The organism is Psychrobacter sp. ANT_H56B, assembly GCF_008369245.1.
GTDB lineage: Bacteria > Pseudomonadota > Gammaproteobacteria > Pseudomonadales > Moraxellaceae > Psychrobacter > Psychrobacter cryohalolentis.
Map to the genome: position 1 here is coordinate 87970 of NZ_VOBF01000008.1, position 22615 is coordinate 110584.

Annotated in this window: 20 protein-coding genes and 1 pseudogene; 7 read left to right on the top strand and 14 right to left on the bottom strand. The window is 42.2% G+C overall.

Annotated elements, in window-relative coordinates; all coding sequences use genetic code 11:
* Nucleotides 1-17: 17 nt before the first annotated feature.
* Nucleotides 18-449 carry a low molecular weight protein-tyrosine-phosphatase gene (locus tag FQ082_RS10240; RefSeq protein WP_149493019.1) on the bottom strand — a complete coding sequence of 144 codons (432 nt, stop codon included), beginning with the start codon at nt 447-449 and terminating at the stop codon, nt 18-20.
* 19 nt (nt 450-468) lie between these two features.
* Entirely contained in the window at nt 469-1524 is a 1056-nt protein-coding gene (locus tag FQ082_RS10245) for a polysaccharide biosynthesis/export family protein (protein ID WP_262498202.1), read from the bottom strand.
* Between the two features lie 475 nt (nt 1525-1999).
* Here FQ082_RS10245 and rluB point away from each other — a divergent pair, with 475 nt between their 5' ends.
* Nucleotides 2000-2935, top strand: a complete 936-nt coding sequence (rluB, locus tag FQ082_RS10250) for a 23S rRNA pseudouridine(2605) synthase RluB (protein WP_149493021.1) — start codon at nt 2000-2002, stop codon at nt 2933-2935.
* A gap of 119 nt (nt 2936-3054) precedes the next feature.
* On the opposite strand, the pseudogene FQ082_RS10255 reads toward rluB, so the two are convergent.
* The 4 genes and pseudogenes from FQ082_RS10255 to FQ082_RS10270 all read right to left on the bottom strand — a co-directional run bounded on the left by FQ082_RS10255 (nt 3055) and on the right by FQ082_RS10270 (nt 6770).
* A pseudogene (locus FQ082_RS10255) lies at nt 3055-4336 on the bottom strand (IS256 family transposase).
* A 79-nt stretch (nt 4337-4415) separates the two neighbouring features.
* Nucleotides 4416-4976, bottom strand: a complete 561-nt coding sequence (locus tag FQ082_RS10260; RefSeq protein ID WP_149493022.1) for a hypothetical protein — start codon at nt 4974-4976, stop codon at nt 4416-4418.
* An 87-nt stretch (nt 4977-5063) separates the two neighbouring features.
* A complete protein-coding gene (locus tag FQ082_RS10265; protein ID WP_149493023.1) occupies nt 5064-5675 on the bottom strand; it encodes a hypothetical protein in 612 nt (203 codons plus the stop codon).
* Between the two features lie 315 nt (nt 5676-5990).
* Complete coding sequence (locus tag FQ082_RS10270) at nt 5991-6770, bottom strand: hypothetical protein (RefSeq protein ID WP_262498203.1); 780 nt, start codon at nt 6768-6770, stop codon at nt 5991-5993.
* Nucleotides 6771-6893: 123 nt separating this feature from the next.
* Here FQ082_RS10270 and FQ082_RS10275 point away from each other — a divergent pair, with 123 nt between their 5' ends.
* Entirely contained in the window at nt 6894-7496 is a 603-nt protein-coding gene (locus FQ082_RS10275; RefSeq protein ID WP_149493068.1) for a LysE/ArgO family amino acid transporter, read from the top strand.
* A gap of 128 nt (nt 7497-7624) precedes the next feature.
* Here the strand turns inward: FQ082_RS10275 and FQ082_RS10280 are convergent, their stop codons facing one another.
* The 3 genes from FQ082_RS10280 to FQ082_RS10290 form a co-directional block, all read right to left on the bottom strand.
* Nucleotides 7625-8266: a MarC family protein gene (locus FQ082_RS10280; RefSeq protein WP_083759462.1), complete on the bottom strand. Its 642-nt coding sequence runs from the start codon at nt 8264-8266 to the stop codon at nt 7625-7627.
* A 439-nt stretch (nt 8267-8705) separates the two neighbouring features.
* Nucleotides 8706-9566 carry a carboxylating nicotinate-nucleotide diphosphorylase gene (nadC, locus tag FQ082_RS10285; protein ID WP_149493024.1) on the bottom strand — a complete coding sequence of 287 codons (861 nt, stop codon included), beginning with the start codon at nt 9564-9566 and terminating at the stop codon, nt 8706-8708.
* A gap of 153 nt (nt 9567-9719) precedes the next feature.
* Nucleotides 9720-10811 (bottom strand): NUDIX hydrolase, encoded by a 1092-nt coding sequence (locus FQ082_RS10290; protein WP_149493025.1) that lies wholly within the window; start codon nt 10809-10811, stop codon nt 9720-9722.
* Nucleotides 10812-11083: 272 nt separating this feature from the next.
* Here FQ082_RS10290 and nadA point away from each other — a divergent pair, with 272 nt between their 5' ends.
* From nadA to FQ082_RS10305, 3 genes are all read left to right on the top strand, one after another.
* Nucleotides 11084-12223: a quinolinate synthase NadA gene (gene nadA / locus FQ082_RS10295; RefSeq protein ID WP_149493026.1), complete on the top strand. Its 1140-nt coding sequence runs from the start codon at nt 11084-11086 to the stop codon at nt 12221-12223.
* Between the two features lies 1 nt (nt 12224).
* Nucleotides 12225-14096 carry an L-aspartate oxidase gene (gene nadB, locus FQ082_RS10300; RefSeq protein ID WP_149493027.1) on the top strand — a complete coding sequence of 624 codons (1872 nt, stop codon included), beginning with the start codon at nt 12225-12227 and terminating at the stop codon, nt 14094-14096.
* 167 nt (nt 14097-14263) lie between these two features.
* Nucleotides 14264-15175: a lysine exporter LysO family protein gene (locus FQ082_RS10305; RefSeq protein WP_149493028.1), complete on the top strand. Its 912-nt coding sequence runs from the start codon at nt 14264-14266 to the stop codon at nt 15173-15175.
* Nucleotides 15176-15204: 29 nt separating this feature from the next.
* On the opposite strand, the gene FQ082_RS10310 is transcribed toward FQ082_RS10305, so the two are convergent.
* The 4 genes from FQ082_RS10310 to FQ082_RS10325 form a co-directional block, all read right to left on the bottom strand.
* Nucleotides 15205-15843, bottom strand: coding sequence for an OmpA family protein (locus FQ082_RS10310; protein WP_149493029.1), 639 nt, complete (start codon nt 15841-15843; stop codon nt 15205-15207).
* Nucleotides 15844-15920: 77 nt separating this feature from the next.
* A complete protein-coding gene (locus tag FQ082_RS10315; RefSeq protein ID WP_149493030.1) occupies nt 15921-16511 on the bottom strand; it encodes an OmpA family protein in 591 nt (196 codons plus the stop codon).
* 27 nt (nt 16512-16538) lie between these two features.
* Nucleotides 16539-17816, bottom strand: a complete 1278-nt coding sequence (locus FQ082_RS10320) for an FAD-dependent monooxygenase (RefSeq protein WP_149493031.1) — start codon at nt 17814-17816, stop codon at nt 16539-16541.
* A 101-nt stretch (nt 17817-17917) separates the two neighbouring features.
* On the bottom strand, nt 17918-19219 hold the full coding sequence (locus tag FQ082_RS10325; RefSeq protein ID WP_262498206.1) for an FAD-dependent monooxygenase: 1302 nt from the start codon (nt 19217-19219) through the stop codon (nt 17918-17920).
* Nucleotides 19220-19899: 680 nt separating this feature from the next.
* Here FQ082_RS10325 and FQ082_RS10330 point away from each other — a divergent pair.
* Nucleotides 19900-20985 (top strand): PhoH family protein, encoded by a 1086-nt coding sequence (locus FQ082_RS10330; RefSeq protein WP_149493069.1) that lies wholly within the window; start codon nt 19900-19902, stop codon nt 20983-20985.
* Nucleotides 20986-21081: 96 nt separating this feature from the next.
* A complete protein-coding gene (gene ybeY, locus FQ082_RS10335) occupies nt 21082-21690 on the top strand; it encodes an rRNA maturation RNase YbeY (RefSeq protein ID WP_149493033.1) in 609 nt (202 codons plus the stop codon).
* On the opposite strand, the gene FQ082_RS10340 is transcribed toward ybeY, so the two are convergent.
* Complete coding sequence (locus FQ082_RS10340) at nt 21687-22562, bottom strand: mechanosensitive ion channel family protein (RefSeq protein ID WP_149493034.1); 876 nt, start codon at nt 22560-22562, stop codon at nt 21687-21689. The genes ybeY and FQ082_RS10340 overlap by 4 nt on opposite strands.
* Between the last annotated feature and the right edge of the window lie 53 nt (nt 22563-22615).

The following is a 22615-nucleotide window of genomic DNA, read 5'->3' on the forward strand; positions in this document are numbered from 1 at the left end:
TTATTCACAATAGTCAATTAGCTAACTTTATCGGCCCACTGTTCTAGGCTTTCAACAATATCTTGATATGCTGTTTCAAAAGCGCTCATTTCATGTTTATATGGGTCGGCAATGTCTTTATTCATCCAATGACCAAGCTTGAAGGTTTTACCACGGCAAAAAGGCCAGCGTTCTTCAATCCATTTAGTCTGACCATCCGACATAGTGAAAATAAGATCTACCTTTTTTGCCAACTGCTCATCAATTTGCTTAGCAACATGACTGGTAATATCAATCTGCTGTTTTGACATGATTTCTAATGCTGCTGGATCGGCAGGATGTCCAACCAAAGCACCTACCCCTGCAGAGTCAATTATCTTATTGGGAAAACGCTGTTTCAATAGTGCTTCCGCCATTGGACTACGACAAATATTACCCACACATACAACAAGAATATGATCAAATGCCATGATAACTATCACCTATTATTTATAGACCAGAAAGAATACTAATTGCAGAAGTGGAAGGCAATATTGCACTAATAACACGATTCCAACGCGTCAAACCAGTAGGATCGACGTATACAATGTCATTGGCACGCATCTCAAAACGATTGGCAAGCGCAAAACTGGTAATCGTCTGCATATCAACATAGTAAATATCTGTCGTTCTTGTATTGAGGTTGTCACGGACGACATATATCTTGGCAGCATTGGCAGTATTAGAATCAAGACCCTTTGATTCGCCTAATACTTGTGCCAAACTGATCCCCTGCTCTCGGATAGGAACAGGCTCTACACGCCCAAACTCTCCTAGAACATATACTTTATTACGGTCTTGACTATTAACGTGGATAGAATCGCCATCTTGAAGATAGATTTGATTGGCAGAAGACCCTAGTTGGCGTAAGGATTGCAGCCCAATATTGTAGTTGACGCCTTTACGGTTAAACACGATATTGTTTGAATCACCTGTAGGCGTTGCACCACCAGCCATAGAAATAGCGCTATATAGCGAGACTGGTGAATCATTAATCGCAAATTCGCCAGGCTGCTTCACTTCACCATCGATAAAAAACTTATTACCACGGTAGTTAACAATCTTAACCTGTGGATCTGAAAACTTAAGATAACGCTGTAGTTGTCTCTGCAAGTTCGCCGTGAATTGCGGCACACTCATGCCTGTCGCTTTAATACGTCCAACAAGTGGAAATTGAACGAACCCTTGTTGGTCAACAGGAAAACCTGCTGCATAAGGATTAGTAACGTCTCCAGCTGGCAGAGGAGTTATATTAGGATAACCTGTAAGTACAATACTTAATATATCACCTGCAGAGATACGATATTCTGTTCGACCAGAGTTTCTTATTAGCTGAGTTAGATTACTATTTGGAATAACCGCTTGTTTTGGCGGTAATGTTGCCAGACTTAGCGGTTGAATATTAAAATGCAGACCGTTTTCAGCGATAAATGCACCACTTGGTGGCAGCTCACCTGCTTGTAAACCCGAATTGATGCTAGAGCACCCTGTAACCAAAGTAATCATTGATAGACACATTATACTTAGTAACTTTGATGAATTGAAAAACATAAAAAGACCTTTATAAATCATAGATATAAGTAGTGTCTAGCATTAAAGAATCAGACAGCCATATCAAAGCGTTGCATTATGTGCAAAAAAACAAAACCATAATAACATAGGTGGTTAAATTTTGAACCTTAATCATGTATTTTTGATGGAAATTAAGATTTATCAGAAAATGGCTTATATGGAAAAATCCTAATATTTAGCAATAGTTGTCGTATATTTATCGTTCATATAAACTAGAAAACAATTTTCTCTTTATTATTGGAGTAAGCAATTTAAACCGACAAATGATATGAAAATTATTTACCTTATTCAGATATTAAAGTGGAAAATTATTTAAACATAATATCTATAACCCTTAGAAATAGCGTATAATAGTCAGTCCAAATTTATACATTGAGAAATGTAAACCCACCGATTCTAGGAAATCGCTATGAAAGATGAAAAATTGCAGAAAGCACTTGCCCGTATGGGACTTGGTTCACGTCGTCAGATGGAAGAAGTTATTAAAGCAGGTCGTGTAACTGTCAATAATGGTCCGGCAACCATTGGTGATCGTGTTGAACAAGGTGATGAGATTCGCGTTGATGGTCGTCAGATTAAATATACTTCTGAAAATGAAAAGCGTCGTCGCGTTTTAGCTTATTACAAACCTGAAGGCGAAGTGTGTTCTGCTAATGATCCAGAAGGTCGTCCTACCGTGTTTGAGCGTTTGCCCAAGCTAACTCATGATCGTTGGGTTATGGTAGGTCGCTTGGATATCAACTCGACAGGTCTATTATTATTTACTAATGATGGTGAAATGGCGCATCGTTTGATGCATCCTTCTAGCGAAGTGACCCGTGAATATGCCGTACGTGTACTGGGCGATGTTACCCCAGATATGGCACGAGCGATGACAACAGGTGTCATGTTAGAAGATGGCTTGGCTAAATTTGAAGATATCAAAGAAGGCGGTGGTGAAGGCGTTAATAAATGGCATCATGTGCAGCTTAAGGAAGGTCGTAACCGTGAAGTACGCCGTTTATTTGAATCCCAAGGTCTTAAAGTCAGTCGTCTATTACGTACGAGCTACGGTAATATTGCATTGCCAAAAGAGCTACGTACAGGGCGCTTCTTAGAGCTTGATAGAAAAGACATTAATACGTTAACAGACTTAGTGAGCTTACGCCCACGTTATGGTACAGGTCTTCATGGCGCTGCTAAAGAAAAGCAAGAGCGTATCAGAAATAAACCACTGAAAGCACGCCGTACTGACACTCGTGGCGATAATCGTAATAGCACCAGTACTAGCGCCAAACCAAAAAGCAGTGCAAGTCCTGCCAGTCGCGGCACCCGTAATACCCGTGACCGCAACGATAAACGCTAATATGTTTTAGATTTAGCGTCATTAATAAAAAGCTGCTAATGATACTTAATCATTGGCAGCTTTTTTGTACGTGACATTAATGAGTATTGAGACCATCCCAGATTCTGTGTAACTGCTCTTTAGATTAAATGCCTGCTAATACGATCATCAAACATAATCATAAAGCGATTAAGGGCAGACGTCCAGTTACGAATCGGCATCGACCACTTTTTAGACGCCTGCTGGGTTGCTAGATAGACTACCTTAAACGCTGCCTGATCAGACGGGAACACCTTACGTTTATTCACTACCGTACGAATCACACTGTTTAGTGACTCAATGGCATTGGTGGTATATATGACTTTTCTGATGTCTTTAGGGCAACCAAAGAACACCGTTAAGCCTTCCCAGTTATTGCGCCAAGACTTGACCACATGCGGATATTTCTCGCCCCAAGTCTCATCAAACTGCTCGAGATTGGCCTCTGCCATCTCGAGGGTATCAGCACCATAAATTGCCTTTAAATCAGCCGCTACCGCCTTTTTGTCCGTCCACGGCACAAACTTCATCGAATAGCGAACCATGTGCACGATACACAGCTGAACCTGAGCGTTGAGGTAAACCGTGTTGATAGCATCAGGGAACCCCTTTAAACCATCGACACAAGCGATTAGGATGTCTTGAACCCCGCGGTTTTGCAATTCAGTGAGCACGCCTAGCCAGAACTTAGCGCCCTCATTCTCCGATAACCACATACCAAGCAGCTCCTTTTTACCATCAAGTCCCACGCCTAGCGCCAGATAGATAGCCTTGTTAATGATCTGCTTATCTTGACATACTTTAACAACAATACAGTCCAAATAGATGATGGGATAGATGCTGCCCAACGGGCGATTTTGCCATGCAGTAATGTCCTCTAAGATGTTGTCAGTGACTCTTGAAACCAATGTGCTTGAGATATCGACATCGTAGAGCTCTTTGATGGTCTCGACAATCTCGGTGGTGGTTTGGCCTTTGGCGTATGAGCGAGGATCAGCAAGTGTCTGGGAGACACTTGCCCGAAGCGCAAGACGTAAGGCTATGCCTGTAGTGGAATATGATTTTATCATCAAGCCCTGAGATACGGGTTTGATGCTTACGCACTAAGGTGGGCTCAAAAGCGCCGTCACGGTCTCTTGGGGTGGAGATCTCAAGATCGCTTGCATCACTGCGGACGGTCTTTTTAGTGTGCCCGTTGCGCTTGTTTGGCTTATCAGCTTTTTCATGCTTAGGGTAGCCAAGATGGTCTTCCATCTCAGCTTCTAAGGCAGTGTCGATAAAGGATTGCATGAGCTGCTTCTGAAAGTCTTTGATGTCCTCAAAGCTGTTCATGCTACTAGCCATTTGCTCAGCCAGTTTCTTGATGTCAGTTTGGTTAGTCATTGCTTATTCTCCTGTTATTAGATTATAAGCAGTTACACAAAGTTTGGGAAAGGCTCTGAGTATTCTAGCCACTGACATATTAGTGATTATGACTATCAATATAGCTTTTCATGATTCGTAAATCCTGTAATTGCTGCTGCGCCATTTGTTCTAATAAGCTATCTAAGCGTTGTTCTATATTATCTAATACGTCTTGCAGCAACTTGCCAGCTTCATCTCGTGATTGATTATTAATGCTTTTAGCATTTGATTTGATAATCGTCAGTTGATAATAACTCCTGAGTAGTTCAGGTAAACGTGTATGCAGCATCTTATGCAATACGAACTGTGGCTCGGTGATTTCAGTCATCTTTTCTTGTGATTTTAGCTCTATCTGATAGTCATAATAAATGGCTACCTTTTCATCAATATGTTGTAACTGGCGTAGCTGACGACTATCTACTAAAGATTTAAGATGTTTTTTATTAAGATTCAACTGCTGCCAGCTGATACTAGCTAAGGCTAATGGCGCATGAGTATCATGATAAACAAGTACACCTGGCGTAATACCAACCGCTTTATGAAAAGCATGCCAGCCTTTTCTACTTAGATAGAAGACGCTCATTGTCATTATGACACCAACGCCTATTAATACACTCATAGCAATTTACTCTTAATCGTTCAACCGTTATTGATTCTCTTAGCTATTTATTACTCTCTATCTAATATCTCCATTAATAGTGTCATCTTATAGCTTTTCAATCCGCTCTATCTTAGTCGTATTAAGTAATTGTGTATCTGTCTTCACTGTAGGATTATCAAAACGCTGTTGTAGATATCGATTGGTCGCTAACAGCTTTTGTCCATCTTGATGATAAGATGCATTAAGCAGTTCATTAAACTGGGTATTAATAGTTCCCAATATATCCAACAGCGCTTCTTTACCAGTGATATCAGAATGCTTAATTTTTGTGGTATCAGCAAGTGCGCCATTCCCGACATCTAAGTCATGCAAACGGCGATAATCTGCTACTGCTTCTGGTACATGTTTATCCATCAGATTTTGAATGGTAATATAAGTTTCGTTAACTGCATCGCTATCATCTATCTTGCCATCATTATTGGTATCACCATAAATAAGTCGCAGCTTTTCACCTTTTTCATTAATTTGGGTCAATGCAGCTTTGACATCAACTGGTAAGCTTTTCTCAGGAATATAACCCAATTGCGGCATCGCTTTATACGCTAGCATTTTGGGTGCTGTCACCTTTTTGATACCACGATAGCCTAAATATAGACCTGCTGCGGGTAGCACTCCATATAAAACAAGCATGACAAACATGGCAGTGATTTGAGTCATAAAATTATCCTTATTATTTAATAGTATTAATTGGCAAATTTATTATTATTCTTGATATGGTTGCTCCACTTTTGCAAAAACACAGCGCTACTAGGATCAATTTTCTTGCTTACTGTGCCTACGCAGACAGAGGCTACGAAAATTAATCCTAGTAGCACTTTATAATATTCATATTTCTCTTATTTAAGACTGAATATAGTATTTAATGATTTTATTAAACAAAAAAATAAGGCTCTATTAAAGCCCTATATTGTTATGCATTGAGTTGTTTGTGTTTGCTGACGCTTATTTTTTAGCAGAATAGAAAAATGGCGCCTAATTTTGCGTACGGCTTTTAACATAACGATGGGTTGAAGCCAGACGATTCATCACCGTTTGATGCAGCTCCTCTAACAATTCATCAAGCTCATAATCAATCTCTAAAAACAAATCCGTCAGCATATCGCCTGCGGTCATTTTACCCTGTACTACATTGTTTTTGGTGCGATGTGGACTAAAACGTTGCAGCTGCTCGTAATGAAGCAAGGCTTCTGGAATACTTTCAGATATCAGCTTATCAATGACAAACTGCCGCTCATTATGTTGCTGTTTTTGCTCATCATTAAGCTCTCTACTCCATTCACGATAACGTTTTAATTTGCCATTAATTCTATCTAAAATAGCAACTGCTTCAATTGGCATCGCATTTAGCGTGGCTGCATCGACCACATTCACAAGCTCAGTCATAATCGGACAGCGTCCATGTTTAAGAAACCATAAGGTATCTGGGTCAAAAGGTGGTCTATTACTCGGTCGCATTTGGGCCCGATTGGACAAATAACGATCGGTCAATGGCGTCGGTGCGCGAATATCAGACACTTGCGCTAAAGCATCGCAAATACGTTCGGTACGCTGCGGCTCAGTAAGCGCCGAGGCATTAGGCGTTGAAGTATTAACATCTTCTTGCTTATCACCACTATTACGATGGGCAGTATCATTTTTATTATTAGTAAGTTTATTGGCAGCCGCTTGCTGAGCATTTTTAGCAGCAACGGTTGGCAGGTCATCGTGTGCTTGCCCAAATGACTGTAGCATTCTTGTCAAACTTATGACCATAACTTACCCTGCTCCTCGCCCATTTACTGATTGCATTTGACCATTCAATCCCTTATCTTAACAGCTTTTTGCCATACTACCAGTAAGCAAACGTCAGCATTTTTAAAGGATAAGACAGCCATCATGAATATCGCTGATTACAGTTCCGGTTTTTTGCTTGGCTTATCTCTCATTATCGCTATTGGTTCACAAAATGCCTTTGTTCTAAAACAAGGACTGAAACGCGAGCACATATTTTTTGTCTGTCTGTTCTGCGCCGTCAGTGATGCGTTGTTGATTTCAGCTGGCGTTGGCGGTTTTGGCGCGGTAACGGCACGCTACCCGCAAGTGGTCAATATTGCAAAGGTAGCAGGCGTTTTATTTTTACTAGGTTACGGACTGCAAAGCTTGTATGCCAGTATGCGCTTATCACACGCACTTACCGTCGATGGACAAGTCGTCACCAGCCTAAAAAAGTCATTATTACTATGCTTTGGTTTTACATGGCTCAATCCACATGTCTACTTAGATACCTTGGTGCTGGTCGGTATGGTTTCAACGGGTGCTAGTAGTAAGCTTGCCTTTGCAGTAGGAGCGGTCAGCGCTTCATTCTGCTTCTTCTTTGCACTCAGCTATGGCGCACGGTTGCTTAAACCTTTATTTGCCAAACCAAAAGCGTGGAATATCCTTGACGCCTTAGTCGGCATATTGATGCTATATTTGGCGTGGCATTTATACCAAAGCTAAAACAGAGCTTTCTACTCAAGAGCCTTTATCCAAACAATGACACACCGCTTAAAAAACAGAAAAACCAAATACTTTTTTGAAAGTAGTTGGTTTTTTGAGCGATTAAATCGCTTTTATAGACTAAAAAATTAGATCAAATCAGGAAATAGCGTACGTAGCCCATTAACGATAATTTCGATAGCAACTGCCGCCAATAGCATCCCCATGATTCGACTCATAATATTAAGCCCTGTATCACCCAATAAGCGGCTGATACGACCAGCTGCCATCAATGCCAAATAACAAAATAAACTGATAAACAAACCCGCAATCAAAATGGCAGATATTTGCAAGATACCGGAAACTTGTGATGAGTAGATAATAACGGTTGAAATACCACCCGGTCCAATCATCATAGGAATAGCAATCGGCACAACCGCGGCTGCCATCGTTGGCGGCGCACCTTGGAGATGGTCAACATCGAAGTTTTCTTGATCAGGCTTAACCGGATTACCATCCCCATTCATCATATTGAGAGCGATTAAAAACACTAAGATACCACCTGCTAACTGAAACGAGCCGATTGAAATACCCAAGACTTTGAGGAGCGTTTCGCCTGCTAAGGTGAAAAAACTAATAGTAATAAAAATGGTCAGACAAGCAACGCGCGCTACTTTACGTCGATTATTCATTGAATAACCACGCGTTGAATCTAAAAACAATGTCAATGCGCTAAAGGGGTTAATCAATACCATAAAGGCTAGGATTATCTTAATAATTTCAGTATTCACTGAGCGCTCGCTTGTCTATTAGTCAAATCGGGCAAAAAAACAAGGCCATTGGGCAAGTGCATCAATGACCTCATAGTCGGTAGCAGCGGCATTGTAGCATAGGCAGATAAGCCTATTAAATCATTAACTTCGCTTAATTCCTACACCTTACCAAATCCATAGGATATCGATACAAATCTGCCCTTTTAATGGAGGGTTAATCCTTTATTAAACTTCATTAAAACAAGTCTATATAGTTGATCCATTTTTAAAAGAGTACAGCACTGTTGGGGTTAATTATTCGCAGCCTCTGTCTGCGCAGGCACAGCAAGCAAGCAAGCAAGCAAGCAAGCAAGCAAGCAAGCAAGCAAGCAAGCAAGAAAAGGTAACCACAGCAGTGCTTTATAACATTTGTACTTCTTCTATTTGGGACTCACTATACTTAGACCAAGCGTTAAAGCTAAGCGCTAAAATCCAAACCAATATCTAATGCAGTCGTGCTGTGGGTCAAATAACCCATCGCGATAAAATCAACGCCCGTTTTTGCGACGGCTTGCACTGTTTCAGGGGTGATACCACCTGATGCTTCAGTTTTAGCGCGACCTTTACACATAGCGACTGCCTGCGACAATATCTCAGGCGCCATATTATCTAATAGCACTAAGCTCACACCAGCATCTAGTGCTTGCTCTAACTGTGCTAATGTATCGACTTCCACTTCGATTGGAATCAAATGCCCAGCAAATTCTTGCGCTTGCTCAATCGCTGTTTTAATATCACCTGCGATGGCGATATGGTTGTCTTTAATTAAAATCGCATCGTCCAATCCTAAACGATGATTGCGCCCGCCGCCGCAGCGTACCGCATATTTTTGTACAATACGTAAACCTGGAATGGTTTTACGGGTACAAGTAATTTGCGCTGGATATGCTGCCACGCTATCAACAATCTTCTTAGTATCTGTCGCAATACCGCTAAGGTGAGTCATAAAGTTAAGCGCCGTACGCTCTGCTGTCAGCAAATTACGCGCATTGCCATGCACAGTTGCTAATACTGCGCCAGCTTCGACCGTTTCACCATCATGGACTTGAGCGACGAACTCTATCTGCTCATCAATCAAAGCAAAAGATAAGCATGCTAAATCCATACCACATATTACGCCTGCTTGCCTTGCCTTAATCTGTAATTGCGCTTGCATGTCGGCTGGAATAGTCGCTTGTGAAGTGACATCACCACGTCTGCCCAAATCTTCTGTTAATGCCGCTTCAACCAACGGTTTAAGTAACACTTCAGCCAGTGCTGGCTCTCGTTTAACTGTCATTTTTAGCCCTTATTATACATATCTTGTAGAAAATCTTATTTAAACTCAAAATGAGCATAAATATAACGTAAAGTTTATTGGCTCGCAAGAAAATATCATAAATTAAAATTTTCAATAAATTTACATGTCTTAATAATGATAGATATTGTGCAGCTATTTACGTTTTGGCAATTTGCTGTCCATCAGCAAACTTTGCAATTCAATATCATGGCGAAAACGATAAAGTTTAGCGGGACGACCACGCTGGGCGCTAATACTCTGCCCTGTTTCTAGCACAAGATTTTGTGACTCTAGCAGCCGGCGGAAGTTTTGCTTATGTAAGCGCACACCCGATAGTGCTTCGACACTCTGCTGCAACTGCGACAAGGTGAATTCATCTGGCATCAAGCCAAAAATGAGCGGTCGATATTCAATTTTTGCACGTAGTCTTGAAATAGCCGTCGCAATCACCCGGCGATGGTCGTAGTACATCGGTGACCCTATAAGCTGTGACCAGTTACTAGGCAATTTAAACGCCTTGTTAGATTGAGAGTTGTCGGATTGAACATTAGCCAAATAGCTCGGTGGATAAGTTGGTGCTTCTGCAATAAGACCTGCTTCATACAACATCTCATAACGCAGAAGGACATGTTCTGCAATCCATTCCCTAGTCTCGTATTCTTTGTCATTTATCAGCTGATCGTTGCTCTCTGCATTTGAATGCGCGCTTTTATTTTTAGAGCAATTATTTAGAATCGTCTCACTGACGCCCCAACACAGACCAATACGCTGACGCCGGCGCTGCTGAATCTCCACCTTTTTTGCAGCATCTGCCCAACGTAATAATGCCGGTACGATATAGTCCATAATGATAGCTGGCATACCATCTAAGTGATTTTCCCATGGGAAATAATCATACCAATCACGCCATAATGCTTGGCTTTGTAATTGCGTCTGCGTCTCTTGCACCAAACCCAAATAGCTGACGTAAACCAGCGCATGACCATCATCATTGCGTCTATTGGTATCGACAAAGGTATATAGCTGTTCTAAATAACCAAGTGGCTGCTGCGTTTGCTCTTCAACCCATTGGCGCACACCTGCTTGCAACGAGCGGTGTAATGGCATGAGGGGACCATTGGGCAATAGCTTGCCTTGATCAACGGTTAAAACGCGCGCCGTGTGCTCGGTAATCGCGACCAGCACTGCGACAACCTCAGTCGTACCGCTACCTTGTTGATGGGCGTGTGAATAAGACAACGTCATGACGTTAATGATTACCTTTCATTTTAATTATGAAATATAGCTCAACTGATAAGCCATTGAACAAATGCTAAGTATAGCTTGAATCGATGCTTATCATAGCTTGTAGTTGTAATTATACAAAATGAGTCCTACATAAATAATAAACGTATAAAAAATTTCTTGTATTTATGCTCAAAATGAGCATAATTAAAACAGTTTATTTTTTAACACTATTCAACTGACTCAATCTAACGGCAACTGATGTGTCGTTATTGCATGAAAGGTTTGCACTTATGAAAATGTATCCGTATGACGCACCGATTATGAGTACTGATAATCGCATTGCCACGCAAATGAATATTGAATATGCCAAAGCAAAAATGCCCGCAGACTTGCCGCGTAGTGAGCGACTGAAAGTTGAAGAAAATATTAAGCAGTTGTTAAAAGCGCATAACGCCGTCTTAGTGGCGCATTATTATGTCGACCCTTTTATTCAGGATTTGGCATTGGCAACAGGTGGCTGTGTTGGTGATTCGCTTGAGATGGCGCGCTTTGGTCAAGCGCATAGTGCGCAGACATTGGTCGTGGCAGGTGTACGCTTTATGGGTGAGTCGGCAAAGATACTCAGTATGGAAAAAACAGTACTGATGCCAGACTTGGAAGCGGAATGCTCGCTTGATTTGGGCTGTCCTGCCGATGAGTTTTCTGCCTTTTGTGATGCTCATCCTGAGCGTACGGTTGTCGTTTATGCCAATACTAGCGCTGCGGTGAAAGCACGTGCTGATTGGGTAGTAACTTCGTCAGTTGGTATCGATATCATTCGTCATTTGCATGCGCAAGGTGAGCGTATCATTTGGGGTCCGGATAGACACTTAGGTAAATACATTGCCCGTGAGACTGGCGCAGATATGCTGCTCTGGCAAGGTTCATGTATGGTGCATAATGAGTTTAAAGCTACTGAGCTTATGCAATTAAAAGAACAGCATCCGACAGCGAAAGTGTTGGTGCATCCTGAATCACCAGACAGTGTGGTTGCGCTAGCAGACGTAGTTGGCTCGACGAGTAAGCTGCTGCAATCTACTTATGAGCTGGATGACGATACTTTTATTGTCGCCACTGATTTAGGTATCTTACATGAAATGCAAAAACGCTCGCCGCATAAGCGTTTTTTAGCGGCGCCAACGGCTGGTGAAAGTGCTAGCTGTAAGAGCTGTGCCTTTTGCCCATGGATGGCGATGAATGGCTTGCAAGGGATTGAGCAATGCTTAATCAATAATAGCGGTGAAGTATTACTCACTGACCAGGTTGCCGCAGCAGCTAGAAAACCATTGCAACGTATGCTTGATTTTGCTGAAGCACAAAAACAACGCGTGGCAGCAAGCGGTGATATCGTCAAAGACCGCGCACTATTTGCTAATGTCGGAGCGGCATAATATGAGTGCGCTATGCTCGGATAGCTATGCTGATTCAAATGGCGCTGATAGCACAAATGAGATACGAACTGATGTGCTTATTATTGGTGCGGGCCTTGCAGGTTTAAGTACCGCGCTTGCTCTACCAAAGACTTTAAAAGTTATCGTATTAAGTAAGGCTGCCCTTGAAGTCTGCTCAAGCCATTATGCCCAAGGTGGTATCGCGGCAAGTTTAGATAAAGATGATTGTGTCGCTGACCATATCGCGGATACTTTGGTCGCTGGCGCAGGCCTATGTGAGACAAATAATACTGCCAGTATCTTAAGTCAAGGCCAGCAAGCGGTGCAATGGTTATGTACTCAAGGGGTTCCTTTTACTCAAATTCCACTGACTGACGCTATAGAGTCGCTTGATGCTATCAAGACTTTAGATATCAAAAATTTACATCTGACTAAAGAAGGCGGTCATGGCTGTCGGCGAGTTGCTCATGCTGATGATGCCACCGGCCGACACGTTATGGACGCTTTAATTTTAAAAGCGCAAGCCGCATCTAATATTACTATCCTAACCCATTATGAAGCACTAAGCATTTTAACAAAAAGCAGTGATGACCGATGCCAAGGCGCGACTGTCTTTGACCACTGTAGCCAAAGCCAACTCACTATTTATAGTAGTGCTGTGGTGCTAGCAAGTGGTGGTTTAGGACAACTGTTTCAACGAGCCAGCGCACCTAATGTCTGTGTTGGTGATGGCGTAATCATGGCATGGCAAGCCGGTTGCCGCTTGGCAAATTTAGAATTTGTGCAGTTTCATCCGACTGGTTTGGCGCTAGCAGATAGTAGTTTTTTGATTTCTGAAGCTTTACGCGGTGAAGGTGGACGCTTATATTGTCCAAAAACTGGCACACGCTTTATGCTAGAGATTGACGCACGTGCAGAGTTAGCACCACGAGATATCGTTGCTCGTGCTATAGCGACGCAAATCCATACAAATAGACTGGGTTACGTTCACCTAGATGTCAGTCACTTGCCAGCTGATTTTATACAACAGCATTTTCCGCAGATTTATCAGACCGTATTAGCGCTTGGTATCGACATTACTACTGACCCTATCCCTGTTGCGCCAACGGCTCATTATAGCTGTGGCGGTATCGTGACTTGTAGTAACGGTCTCACCGATGTACCAGGGTTATATGCTGCTGGCGAAGTGGCTTATACCGGTCTGCACGGTGCTAATCGATTAGCGAGCAATTCGCTATTGGAATGTGTAGTCGTTGGCCGTAATATCGCAGCCCATCTACCAAACTACTTGACGAATAATCAGTGGACAGCACCACTATTAACAGACACTAAGCTAATAAGCTTACCCTTGACTACCGTGTCTAATAAATACTCTAGTGAGAAAAAACATAGCTTTGAAACGTCTGGCATTGAAACGGTCAATATTGAAACGACTAGTATTAAAGCAACGGATATAGTATCCATTAGCATGGACTTAAAAGCGTTAATGAGTAGCCATCTAGGTATCACTCGTGATGCTCAGTCATTAGAGCAAGCATTGATACAAATCAATAAATGGCAACAGGCACTTGAATCTTCTAGCTCGCCTACTCTGACGTTTGAAAATTCACCGCATTTAAATACGGATGAGATAGCGGTGGTTGCTAGCTCTGCTACACTCAATGCATTACATCTATTTCAGCTTACACGCCAACTACAGCTGGCCGCTTTAATCGTACACTCAGCCTATCAGCGTTGCGAGAGTCGCGGCGGACATTATCGGCAAGACTATCCTTATTTAGCAGATACTCCCAAAGTTAGTGTGATTGAGCCTAAGTCAAAACCGAATAGCATACATGACGAGCTACAATTGTTTCATGAAATGGTTTCGTAAAGTGATGGGTGATGACCACACAGTATAACAGCAGACAACTACAATGCTGTCTTGATGGCTTAAAAACGTAGTTATTAAAACATAGTAATTTTTGCACGCTCATCTCAGTTTTGATAGGGGCTTATGTTACAATTGCCGGCTTAATAAAAATCGTTTGAGCCTGCCCTATGCAAAGCCTAATCACCCTTTTTTTAGTACTTATGCCGCTGTTTATTGGTTTTGCTATTCCCTCTATTCCTAAGTTGACGGCCTTTGCTGATAAAGGCCTGACTTATCTAGTATTTATCATCTTGACCCTTATTGGTATCGAGCTGTCACAAGTTGAAGGGCTGGGTAATCAATTGGGCGAGATTGCCCTTTATGTGACAGTGCTATCGATACTCACTATCGGTACTGGGCTATTCGGGCTGATGCTGTTTGATCGCCTAAAGCCTTGGGATACAAAACAGTCTACTGCCAAGTCAAAACAGCATCGCGTCAGTATTCGCGGCAGTCTCGTACAAGTGGTTTGCGTAGTCATCGGCATGGTCATTGGTTATTTCCTGCCAGCCGGTTATATGCCACCTGAAAACACTATGACGGTGCTGCTGATGATCTTGATTCTGCTAGTTGGTATTGGGCTTAAAGGCTCAGGTATTACATTAAGAGAAGTACTGCTGAATCGCCGCGGCGTTGAGATGAGTATTATTTTTACGCTATCAGTATTGATAGGTGGGCTTTTATTTGCGCTGATATTTACTGATGTGTCATGGACAAAAGGCTTAGCTTTAGCCTCAGGCTTTGGCTGGTATTCGCTATCCGCTATCGTCATGACTGATGCTTACGGGGCTATTTGGGGCAGTGTGGCGTTATTTAATGACTTAATACGTGAGTTCTTTGCGTTGATATTTATTCCTGTCTTTATGCGTAAATATCCGTCTGCTTCAGTCGGACTTGGCGGTGCGACCAGCTTGGATTTTACTTTGCCAATTATTCAGCAATCAGGTGGTCTAAAGGTCGTGCCACTGGCGATTAGCTTTGGTTTTATTATTAATATCGTCTCGCCAGTTTTGATGGTGGTATTTTCGGCGTTGGGGTGATTGCTTACGACTTTCATAAGTTACTAAATTCAAAAGACTTGACAGCTTTCTCCATTACTATTATTGAAGTTTTCAATATTATTTTTGGTATCAATGAACACTGCATATAGGCGACGGTTGTATCGGTCAGTATCAGAAGAAGCAACAGGTTGCTCTGCCCCATAACCATGAGTTTTAATGCGATTACAATTGACTTGATATTTGGAAATCAAAAAGCTTTTAAATCTTTCGGCACGATTGTTGGCAAGGGTTTGATAACCTCTCTTTTCTTCACGTGCACTTATATGAGCCTCAATAACTATCACTATATCTAAGCGCTTGTGCATTAGCGCACCTACTCTATTTAACTCTTCAAAATACTTGCTATCTATCTCACTACTATTTTCATCATAATAGACTCTAACTTCTCCTTTTATGAAATTCTTGTCAGTAATTTCTAATGAAGGTGGGCAGCCGTTTTTATCTATCATAACGTTTGGAGGTGTGTTTGGGCAATAATCTAATTTATCCGAAACACCATCGCCATCTGAATCAATCTCTGCTTTCATCGTCCTGATATTCTCATCTTGAGGTGTGGTTTTGGGCGGCACAACTGTAGTAGTTTGGCAGCCTACTAATGTTATAGATGCTGCTAGTAGCAATAACGTGCGATGATTTTTAATTATCACTATTGCTCTCTCTTAATCCAGAATAATTTAAGGCTTTATTTGTCATTAGTTTCACACTTTTTGAAATGCTCAATATATTAATCAACATTGCTAATAAGCGCATAAATACGCTGGTTGAGCCAACTATTTTCGGCGTCATTTGTCGCAATTGGACGCTCTGATCCATAGTAAAAGGTATTAATACGATCAGGATCAATATTATATTTCATAGTCATATAATTTTTAATCCCTTCTACACGATATCTTGATAATGTTTGATTAGCACCATTGTCTTCACGCTTGGATATATGCCCTTCAATATGCATAACAGCGTCCAAATGATCTTGCATTTTTTTGCCTGCGTTATCTAGCTGTTCATAATACTCACTTTTTATCTCACTACTATTTTCATCATAATAGGCTCTAGCTTCCATCCTAAATTCGTTTTCACCAAAAAGTAAAGAATGCGGACAGCCCCTTTCATCTATCACCACGTTTTCTGATGTACCTGGACATTGATCTAACTCATCAGGTACACCATCACCGTCGCTATCGCTATCTAAATTAACCACAACCGTTGGCATGTTGATAACTTGACTTGTTTGCTTAGGCAAATCAGCCGTTTGACAACCTGTCAGAGCTAAAGCGCCTATCATCATCGGCGCTATTGTCCATAATTTAACGTTCATACTCTACTCTTCTTTAAGTCTAAAACCCTAAACTCCACTCGCCTGCTTAGCAAATAGCTGCATCAATGGCTTGATTTTACTAACCCGATACATACCTTCATTACGAAGTTGTTGGATAGGACGCAATTGAGCCAGCGAGCCAGCGAAAAGCCAGTTAAGTGCTGAAAAGCTGTGCATCATCAGACTGTTATGCGGACGACGCAAGCGCTCATAGCTACGCAAGGTTTGATTGGTACCCCAAAGCGTCCCGCCACTACGGTTATAATCATGCGCCAATTGTTTGCTTAATGCTTTTACATCGAGCATCCCAAGATTGAGCCCTTGCCCAGCAAGCGGATGCACACCATGCGCCGCATCCCCAATTAAGACTAAATTATCCGCAACATAAGTCTTTGCTTGCTGCGCCGCTAATGGAAAGCTGGCGATTGATTCAATTTTGTGGATGGCGCCAAGCTCATAATGACTGGCAGCAGCGAGTTTATCGGCGATATATCGTGGGTGTTCCTCTATCAACGCCAATGCTTGATTACGTGGTAATGTCCACACGATAGACTGCCAATGCTGTGGATTGGCTTTGTCTTCATCAGTGATATCAGCAAGCGGCAACAGTGCTAACGTGCCAGTCGGCAGCATGGCTTGACGAGCAGTTGCTTGATGCGGCTTTTCAGTTTGAATCGCACAACAGATCGCGGTTTGATTATAATCAAGAATATCAAGCTCAATACCTGCTTGCTTGCGCACGAATGAGCCACGACCATCAGCACCGACCAATAAACGCGCGTCAATCACGCTTCCGTTATCTAACGTCACGCGGTAGCCTTGCGTTGCACCTAGCCAATCCATATCGACAACTTTTTGCCCATCGATGACGGTTAGATATTGACTGACATCAGGCGCTAATAAACGCTGCCATAATGCATATTCAATGACAGCAGGCTCAACCATACTACCAAGCATTTTCGGCTCAGAATTTTGATTACTGTCATCACTATTATTAGTACTATCGCCGAACAGTAGCTCGCCTCTACCGTTTAGTTGCCAGACTTGCATTTGTGAGTAATCAGCCTTGCGCTCTGACGCTGCTATTTTTTGCCAAGCACCAACCTCTTTTAATAACTCAATACTGGCAAGACTCAGCGCATAAACACGGGCATCGCGTTGACCCAGTATTTGCTGCCAATCTTCCTTGTCACGCTTTGGGCGCGCATCAATGAGTGTCACCGGCTTATTGTCTTGTGCCAGTTTGAGCGCAAGCGTTGCGCCGACAATACCGCCGCCGATAATCAGCGTATGGTTATTTTTCATAAAATATCCTTTGTGTCGCTATTTGAATTATCCGCTGATATTTTAATAATTAGCAGCAGTTAGATTTTTGGATTTTGAATTTTTTTAATGGCTTATCAATACTAGGACTTTAGACCCATCGCATAATTGGCAATTAATGGTTTAATATTTGGTAATTTATCAAAGGCAACCAAAGCGACATTACGTGCCAGCTTCACGGCTGGATTTGGATGCGTAAAGCCATGTACCACTGCATCACAAAAACGAATAACGCGTTTTTGGTCAGTTTGACGGGCTTTCTCATAACGCTTTAGTAATGTAGGATTACCGATGTCTTCGCCTTTTAGTACTTGCGCGCTCATCATCTGTGCTAATACATGCGCATCACGCATACATAGGTTGAAACCTTGTCCTGCTACTGGATGCAGGGTGTGCGCTGCATTACCCATGATAACGCAGCGACCATCCACTTGTTTATCTGCCAGCACCCGTGTCAATGGATATGCACCACGGCGACCAGCAGTTTTAAACGTGCCTGCACGCTGACGAAAAGCTTGCTGCAAAGTCGCTAAGAAATGCGCGTCATCCTCTAAGTATTGCGTCTCTTCTCCGGTTCGGCAAACCCAAACGACTGAACGTCTATAGCCAGTCTGATATTCGTCATTACCGTCGCCTTCTGGATCCGTTAATGGCAACACTGCCAGTGGTCCGGCAGGACTAAAACGCTCAATCGCATTATGCTCATGTGGTTTGTCCGTTTCTACCACGCCGACGATAGCCGTTTGCTTATAATCATAAGTAGTCGTACCGATATCTAATAACTGACGCACAGTAGAGTCGCGACCATCACAGGCGACTAACACACTACCCTGCAATTGCTGCTCATGCTCTTCTTCACCATAGTAGCTAAAACTTAGGGTTACACTATCACTTTTCTGGTCAACGGCTATTACATTTGCATTATCAATAAGCGTAATCAGTGGCTCTTGCTGAGCAGCAAGGAGCAACTTACGCCCAAGCCACGCATTTTCCATCACTTGTCCAAACGACTCGACTTTTTCATCCGCTTTATTCAGTTGCGCGCGACCAAAACTGCCCTGTTCACTAATCTGTACGGCATCGATACGGCAGGCATGGCTTTGTAGTTCATCCCACAGCCCGATCTCTTGATAAATCTGTACCGTACGCCGTGACAATGCCGTATTACGGCTGTCTAAATAGTGGCTGCGATTGCTATCATCTTTGGGACTGATGGTCGGATAGCTGTTCTTCTCGAGCAATGTACTGGCGATACCATGGTTTGCCAATAGCAACGCAAACGACAAACCGACATGACCGCCACCAGCGATAAGTACCTGCTGCTCAGTCATCGCAGCGTGTTTAATATTGTTAGATTTTGACAGATTTTCTTCAGTAGTTTGCATCATTATTATTCCTATCATTGCCGATTTAGCACGCATTTATACGTGATTATTATTCACTCAGAATTTTATTTTATTGAAAAACCTATTGTTCTTTGAACATATTAAAAAATTTCTAATATAGTAGATGCACCTTTAAAAGAATACAGTGCTACTGGAATTAATTATTCGCAGCCTCTGTCTGCGTAGGCACAGCAAGCAAGAAAAATTAATACCAGTAGCACGTTATAATGTTTGTATTTCTTTCATTTAAAACTGACTATAGCGTTATCGCCTAAACAATAGATTACCACAAATTGCCTATTATTCTGTGGTCTTGACGGTATCCGTAGCAGCTGTAAAAAATTCTTTCAGTGTGACTGCTGAATACTTTTATCTATCGTTGCAATCGCCATACAAAAACAAAGCCATGCATACATCTATATAGCTTGAAATTTAAATTCTATCTACCATAATGAAGACAGGAAATTTATTTATTATTCATCAAACTTACTATTCATTAAACTAACAGCTACTTTGCCGTCATTTTCTATTATCTAAAAGCCGTACGCTAAAAGCTATAAACCAAACAACATAAAGCACGACTAACTATTTTATCTCTGAAGTTCGTCTGACTATGCAGCATAGAAGCAATAACCATAGCAGCGGGCAACCAACACAAGGATAATCGCTTGACTGACTCCATGAGCCGCCGTATAAAATTTGAATCCTTGACCCCAGCACAGCTCAAAACCGTGCTTGGCGAATACAACAATCACATGAAATATATTCAACAACGCCTCGATATTAAAATCAGCCAACGCCAAGGCGACTTCTGTCTAAGTGGCGACATATTGGGTGTTGAGCGCGGCGAACGTATTATTTATAAAATGGTCGATGAAGCACAAAACACCAAAGACATCAGCGCCGAAGAATTGCATCTCATCATTCAATCAAGCCTCGCGCGCGATGAAGATATTGAAGAAGATGCAGCACAGCTAGAGGATAATGATGAAGACTTAGACGCCCCAAGCGAATTTACGCCTATCAGCTTGCGTACCCGTAATGGCAAAATCATTCCACGCGGTGGCAATCAGCAGCGTTATGTCAGAGATATTCTATCCTCTGATGTGTCTTTTGGTATTGGACCTGCCGGTACCGGTAAAACCTATCTCGCGGTTGCTTGTGCAGTTGATATGATTGAGCGCAATGAGATTGAGCGTATTTTGCTCGTACGTCCTGCGGTAGAGGCTGGCGAAAAACTGGGCTTTTTGCCGGGTGATTTGACGCAAAAAATCGATCCATACTTGCGTCCTTTATACGATGCACTATATGAAATGATTGGGTTTGAGAAAGTCGGTAAGATGATTGAAAAGCAAATCATTGAAATTGCCCCGCTTGCCTATATGCGTGGTCGTACTTTAAATAACTCATTTGTGATCTTGGATGAAGCACAAAATACCACGCCCGAGCAGATGAAGATGTTTTTGACGCGATTAGGTTTTGGTTCGCGCGCGGTCATTACCGGTGACATCACACAGGTAGATTTGCCACGTGGCAGCAAGTCCGGCTTGGCACAAGCGATGGAAATCTTAAGTGGTATTGAAGAGATTCATATCACTAAGTTTGATTCAAAAGACGTCGTACGCCATCAATTGGTACAGAAAATCGTTGAAGCTTATGATGTCTATGATGACGAGCAGTTTGCCTTGCAGGAAAAGCGCAAGTTTGAACGTATCAAAGAGCAAGAGCGTAAACAAACAATGACTGAGGCAGCAGCCAAACTCTAATCTATCTTGATAGGCGTATACTGGAAGGAAACCGGATTTTATATCCGGTTTTTTACTGTTAGATATTTTTTAATTGATATAAAGAAGGATTAGGGTATGAGCCAAGACAGCAATAGCGGTGCTAGCAACAATATTGATGACAATTCTAACGATAACAATAGCTTAGACGCGCTTGATATTAGTGCCAGTGAGCTTATCGATGACCAGACACTTGATAGTTTTTACAGTCGGGAGCAGATGCTGTCTGTAATGGCGGCGACACTTAACTATATCGATGAGCAGGTAAAAGATGGTCTGATACTGCCATACTTTGACGATATCGATGCTGAGCAGTGGCAAGAAAAGATTAAGGTGCTCGATATTTATATTACTGATGAAGTCGAAGGTCGCGAGCTGAATTTAGAAGCCCGTCAAAAGGATTATGCAACCAATATCCTCTCTTATCCAAGCGACCTGCCAGCAGCAATTATTGGACTGATGCCAACGCTACCGCTTGGAGAGCTAATCATTTGCCATGCGGTGATGATACGTGAAGCAGCAGAGCAAAACAAAGAGGCTAGGCAGCATATTAGCCACTTATTAATTCATGGCATACTGCATTTGCTCGGTTTCGATCATGAGCTCGGGCAAGCCGAGCAAGATGAGATGGAGCGCTTTGAGATTGAAATTTTGGCAGGGCTCAATATCCCAAACCCTTATCACTAATCTTTTTTCGTTAGTAGTTTTTGTGCTTGGTACATCTGATTAATCATCTGGTCAAGTCCTTTCACATGGACATTACGCTGCGGGAACGGAATATCAATTTTATTATCATCCAGTGCATATTTAAACTGTTCCAATAGATCGCACTGCATTGACCACCAGTCGTCATTAGTCGTCCAAACGTTTAAAGTTAAATCAACGGAGTTATCGCCCAAGTTAGTGACGCGGATAACCGGTGCAGGATCAGTAAACGCCTTCGGATTACTGATTGCCAAATTTAGCATAACATCTTTGGCAGTTTTGATATCAGCATCATAACCAATACCAACGGTGATATCGACGCGGCGATTGGGCAATGCGGTGTAATTAACAACCGCTGAAGTAGTGATATCGCTATTAGGAATGATGACATCATGATTGTTAATCGTTGTTAGATGCGTATTGACCAAGGTAATCTCTGTCACAGTGCCCGTATAGCTGCTTATTTGCACATAGTCGCCGCGTACAAATGGGCGAAAGGTGACAATCATAATGCCCGCTGCAAAATTAGAGAGCTGGTCTTTCAGTGATAAACCAATCGCAACCGCTGCACCGCCCAAGATAGCCACGACTGAAGTAGTCTGCACACCAACTTTACTCAAGGCAGCCAAAACGACCACAACCAATAGCACACCGTAAATTAAGCGACCTAAAAAGCTAGCGACTGTCTCATCTAAACGACTACGCAACATTATACCGTGAGCAAATGTGACGGCTTTTTTGGCAAGCCAGCGCCCTATCATAAATATTAGCAGCGCTAATGCCACTTTGGCAGCAATACTCAAAGCGTTATTGGTTAAGGTAGCAACATCAAGGGTAAAACCTAAAAATTCCATATAAACTCTTTACTCTATCTCTGGGTGTCATTTGTTTAATACTTTAAGATTCA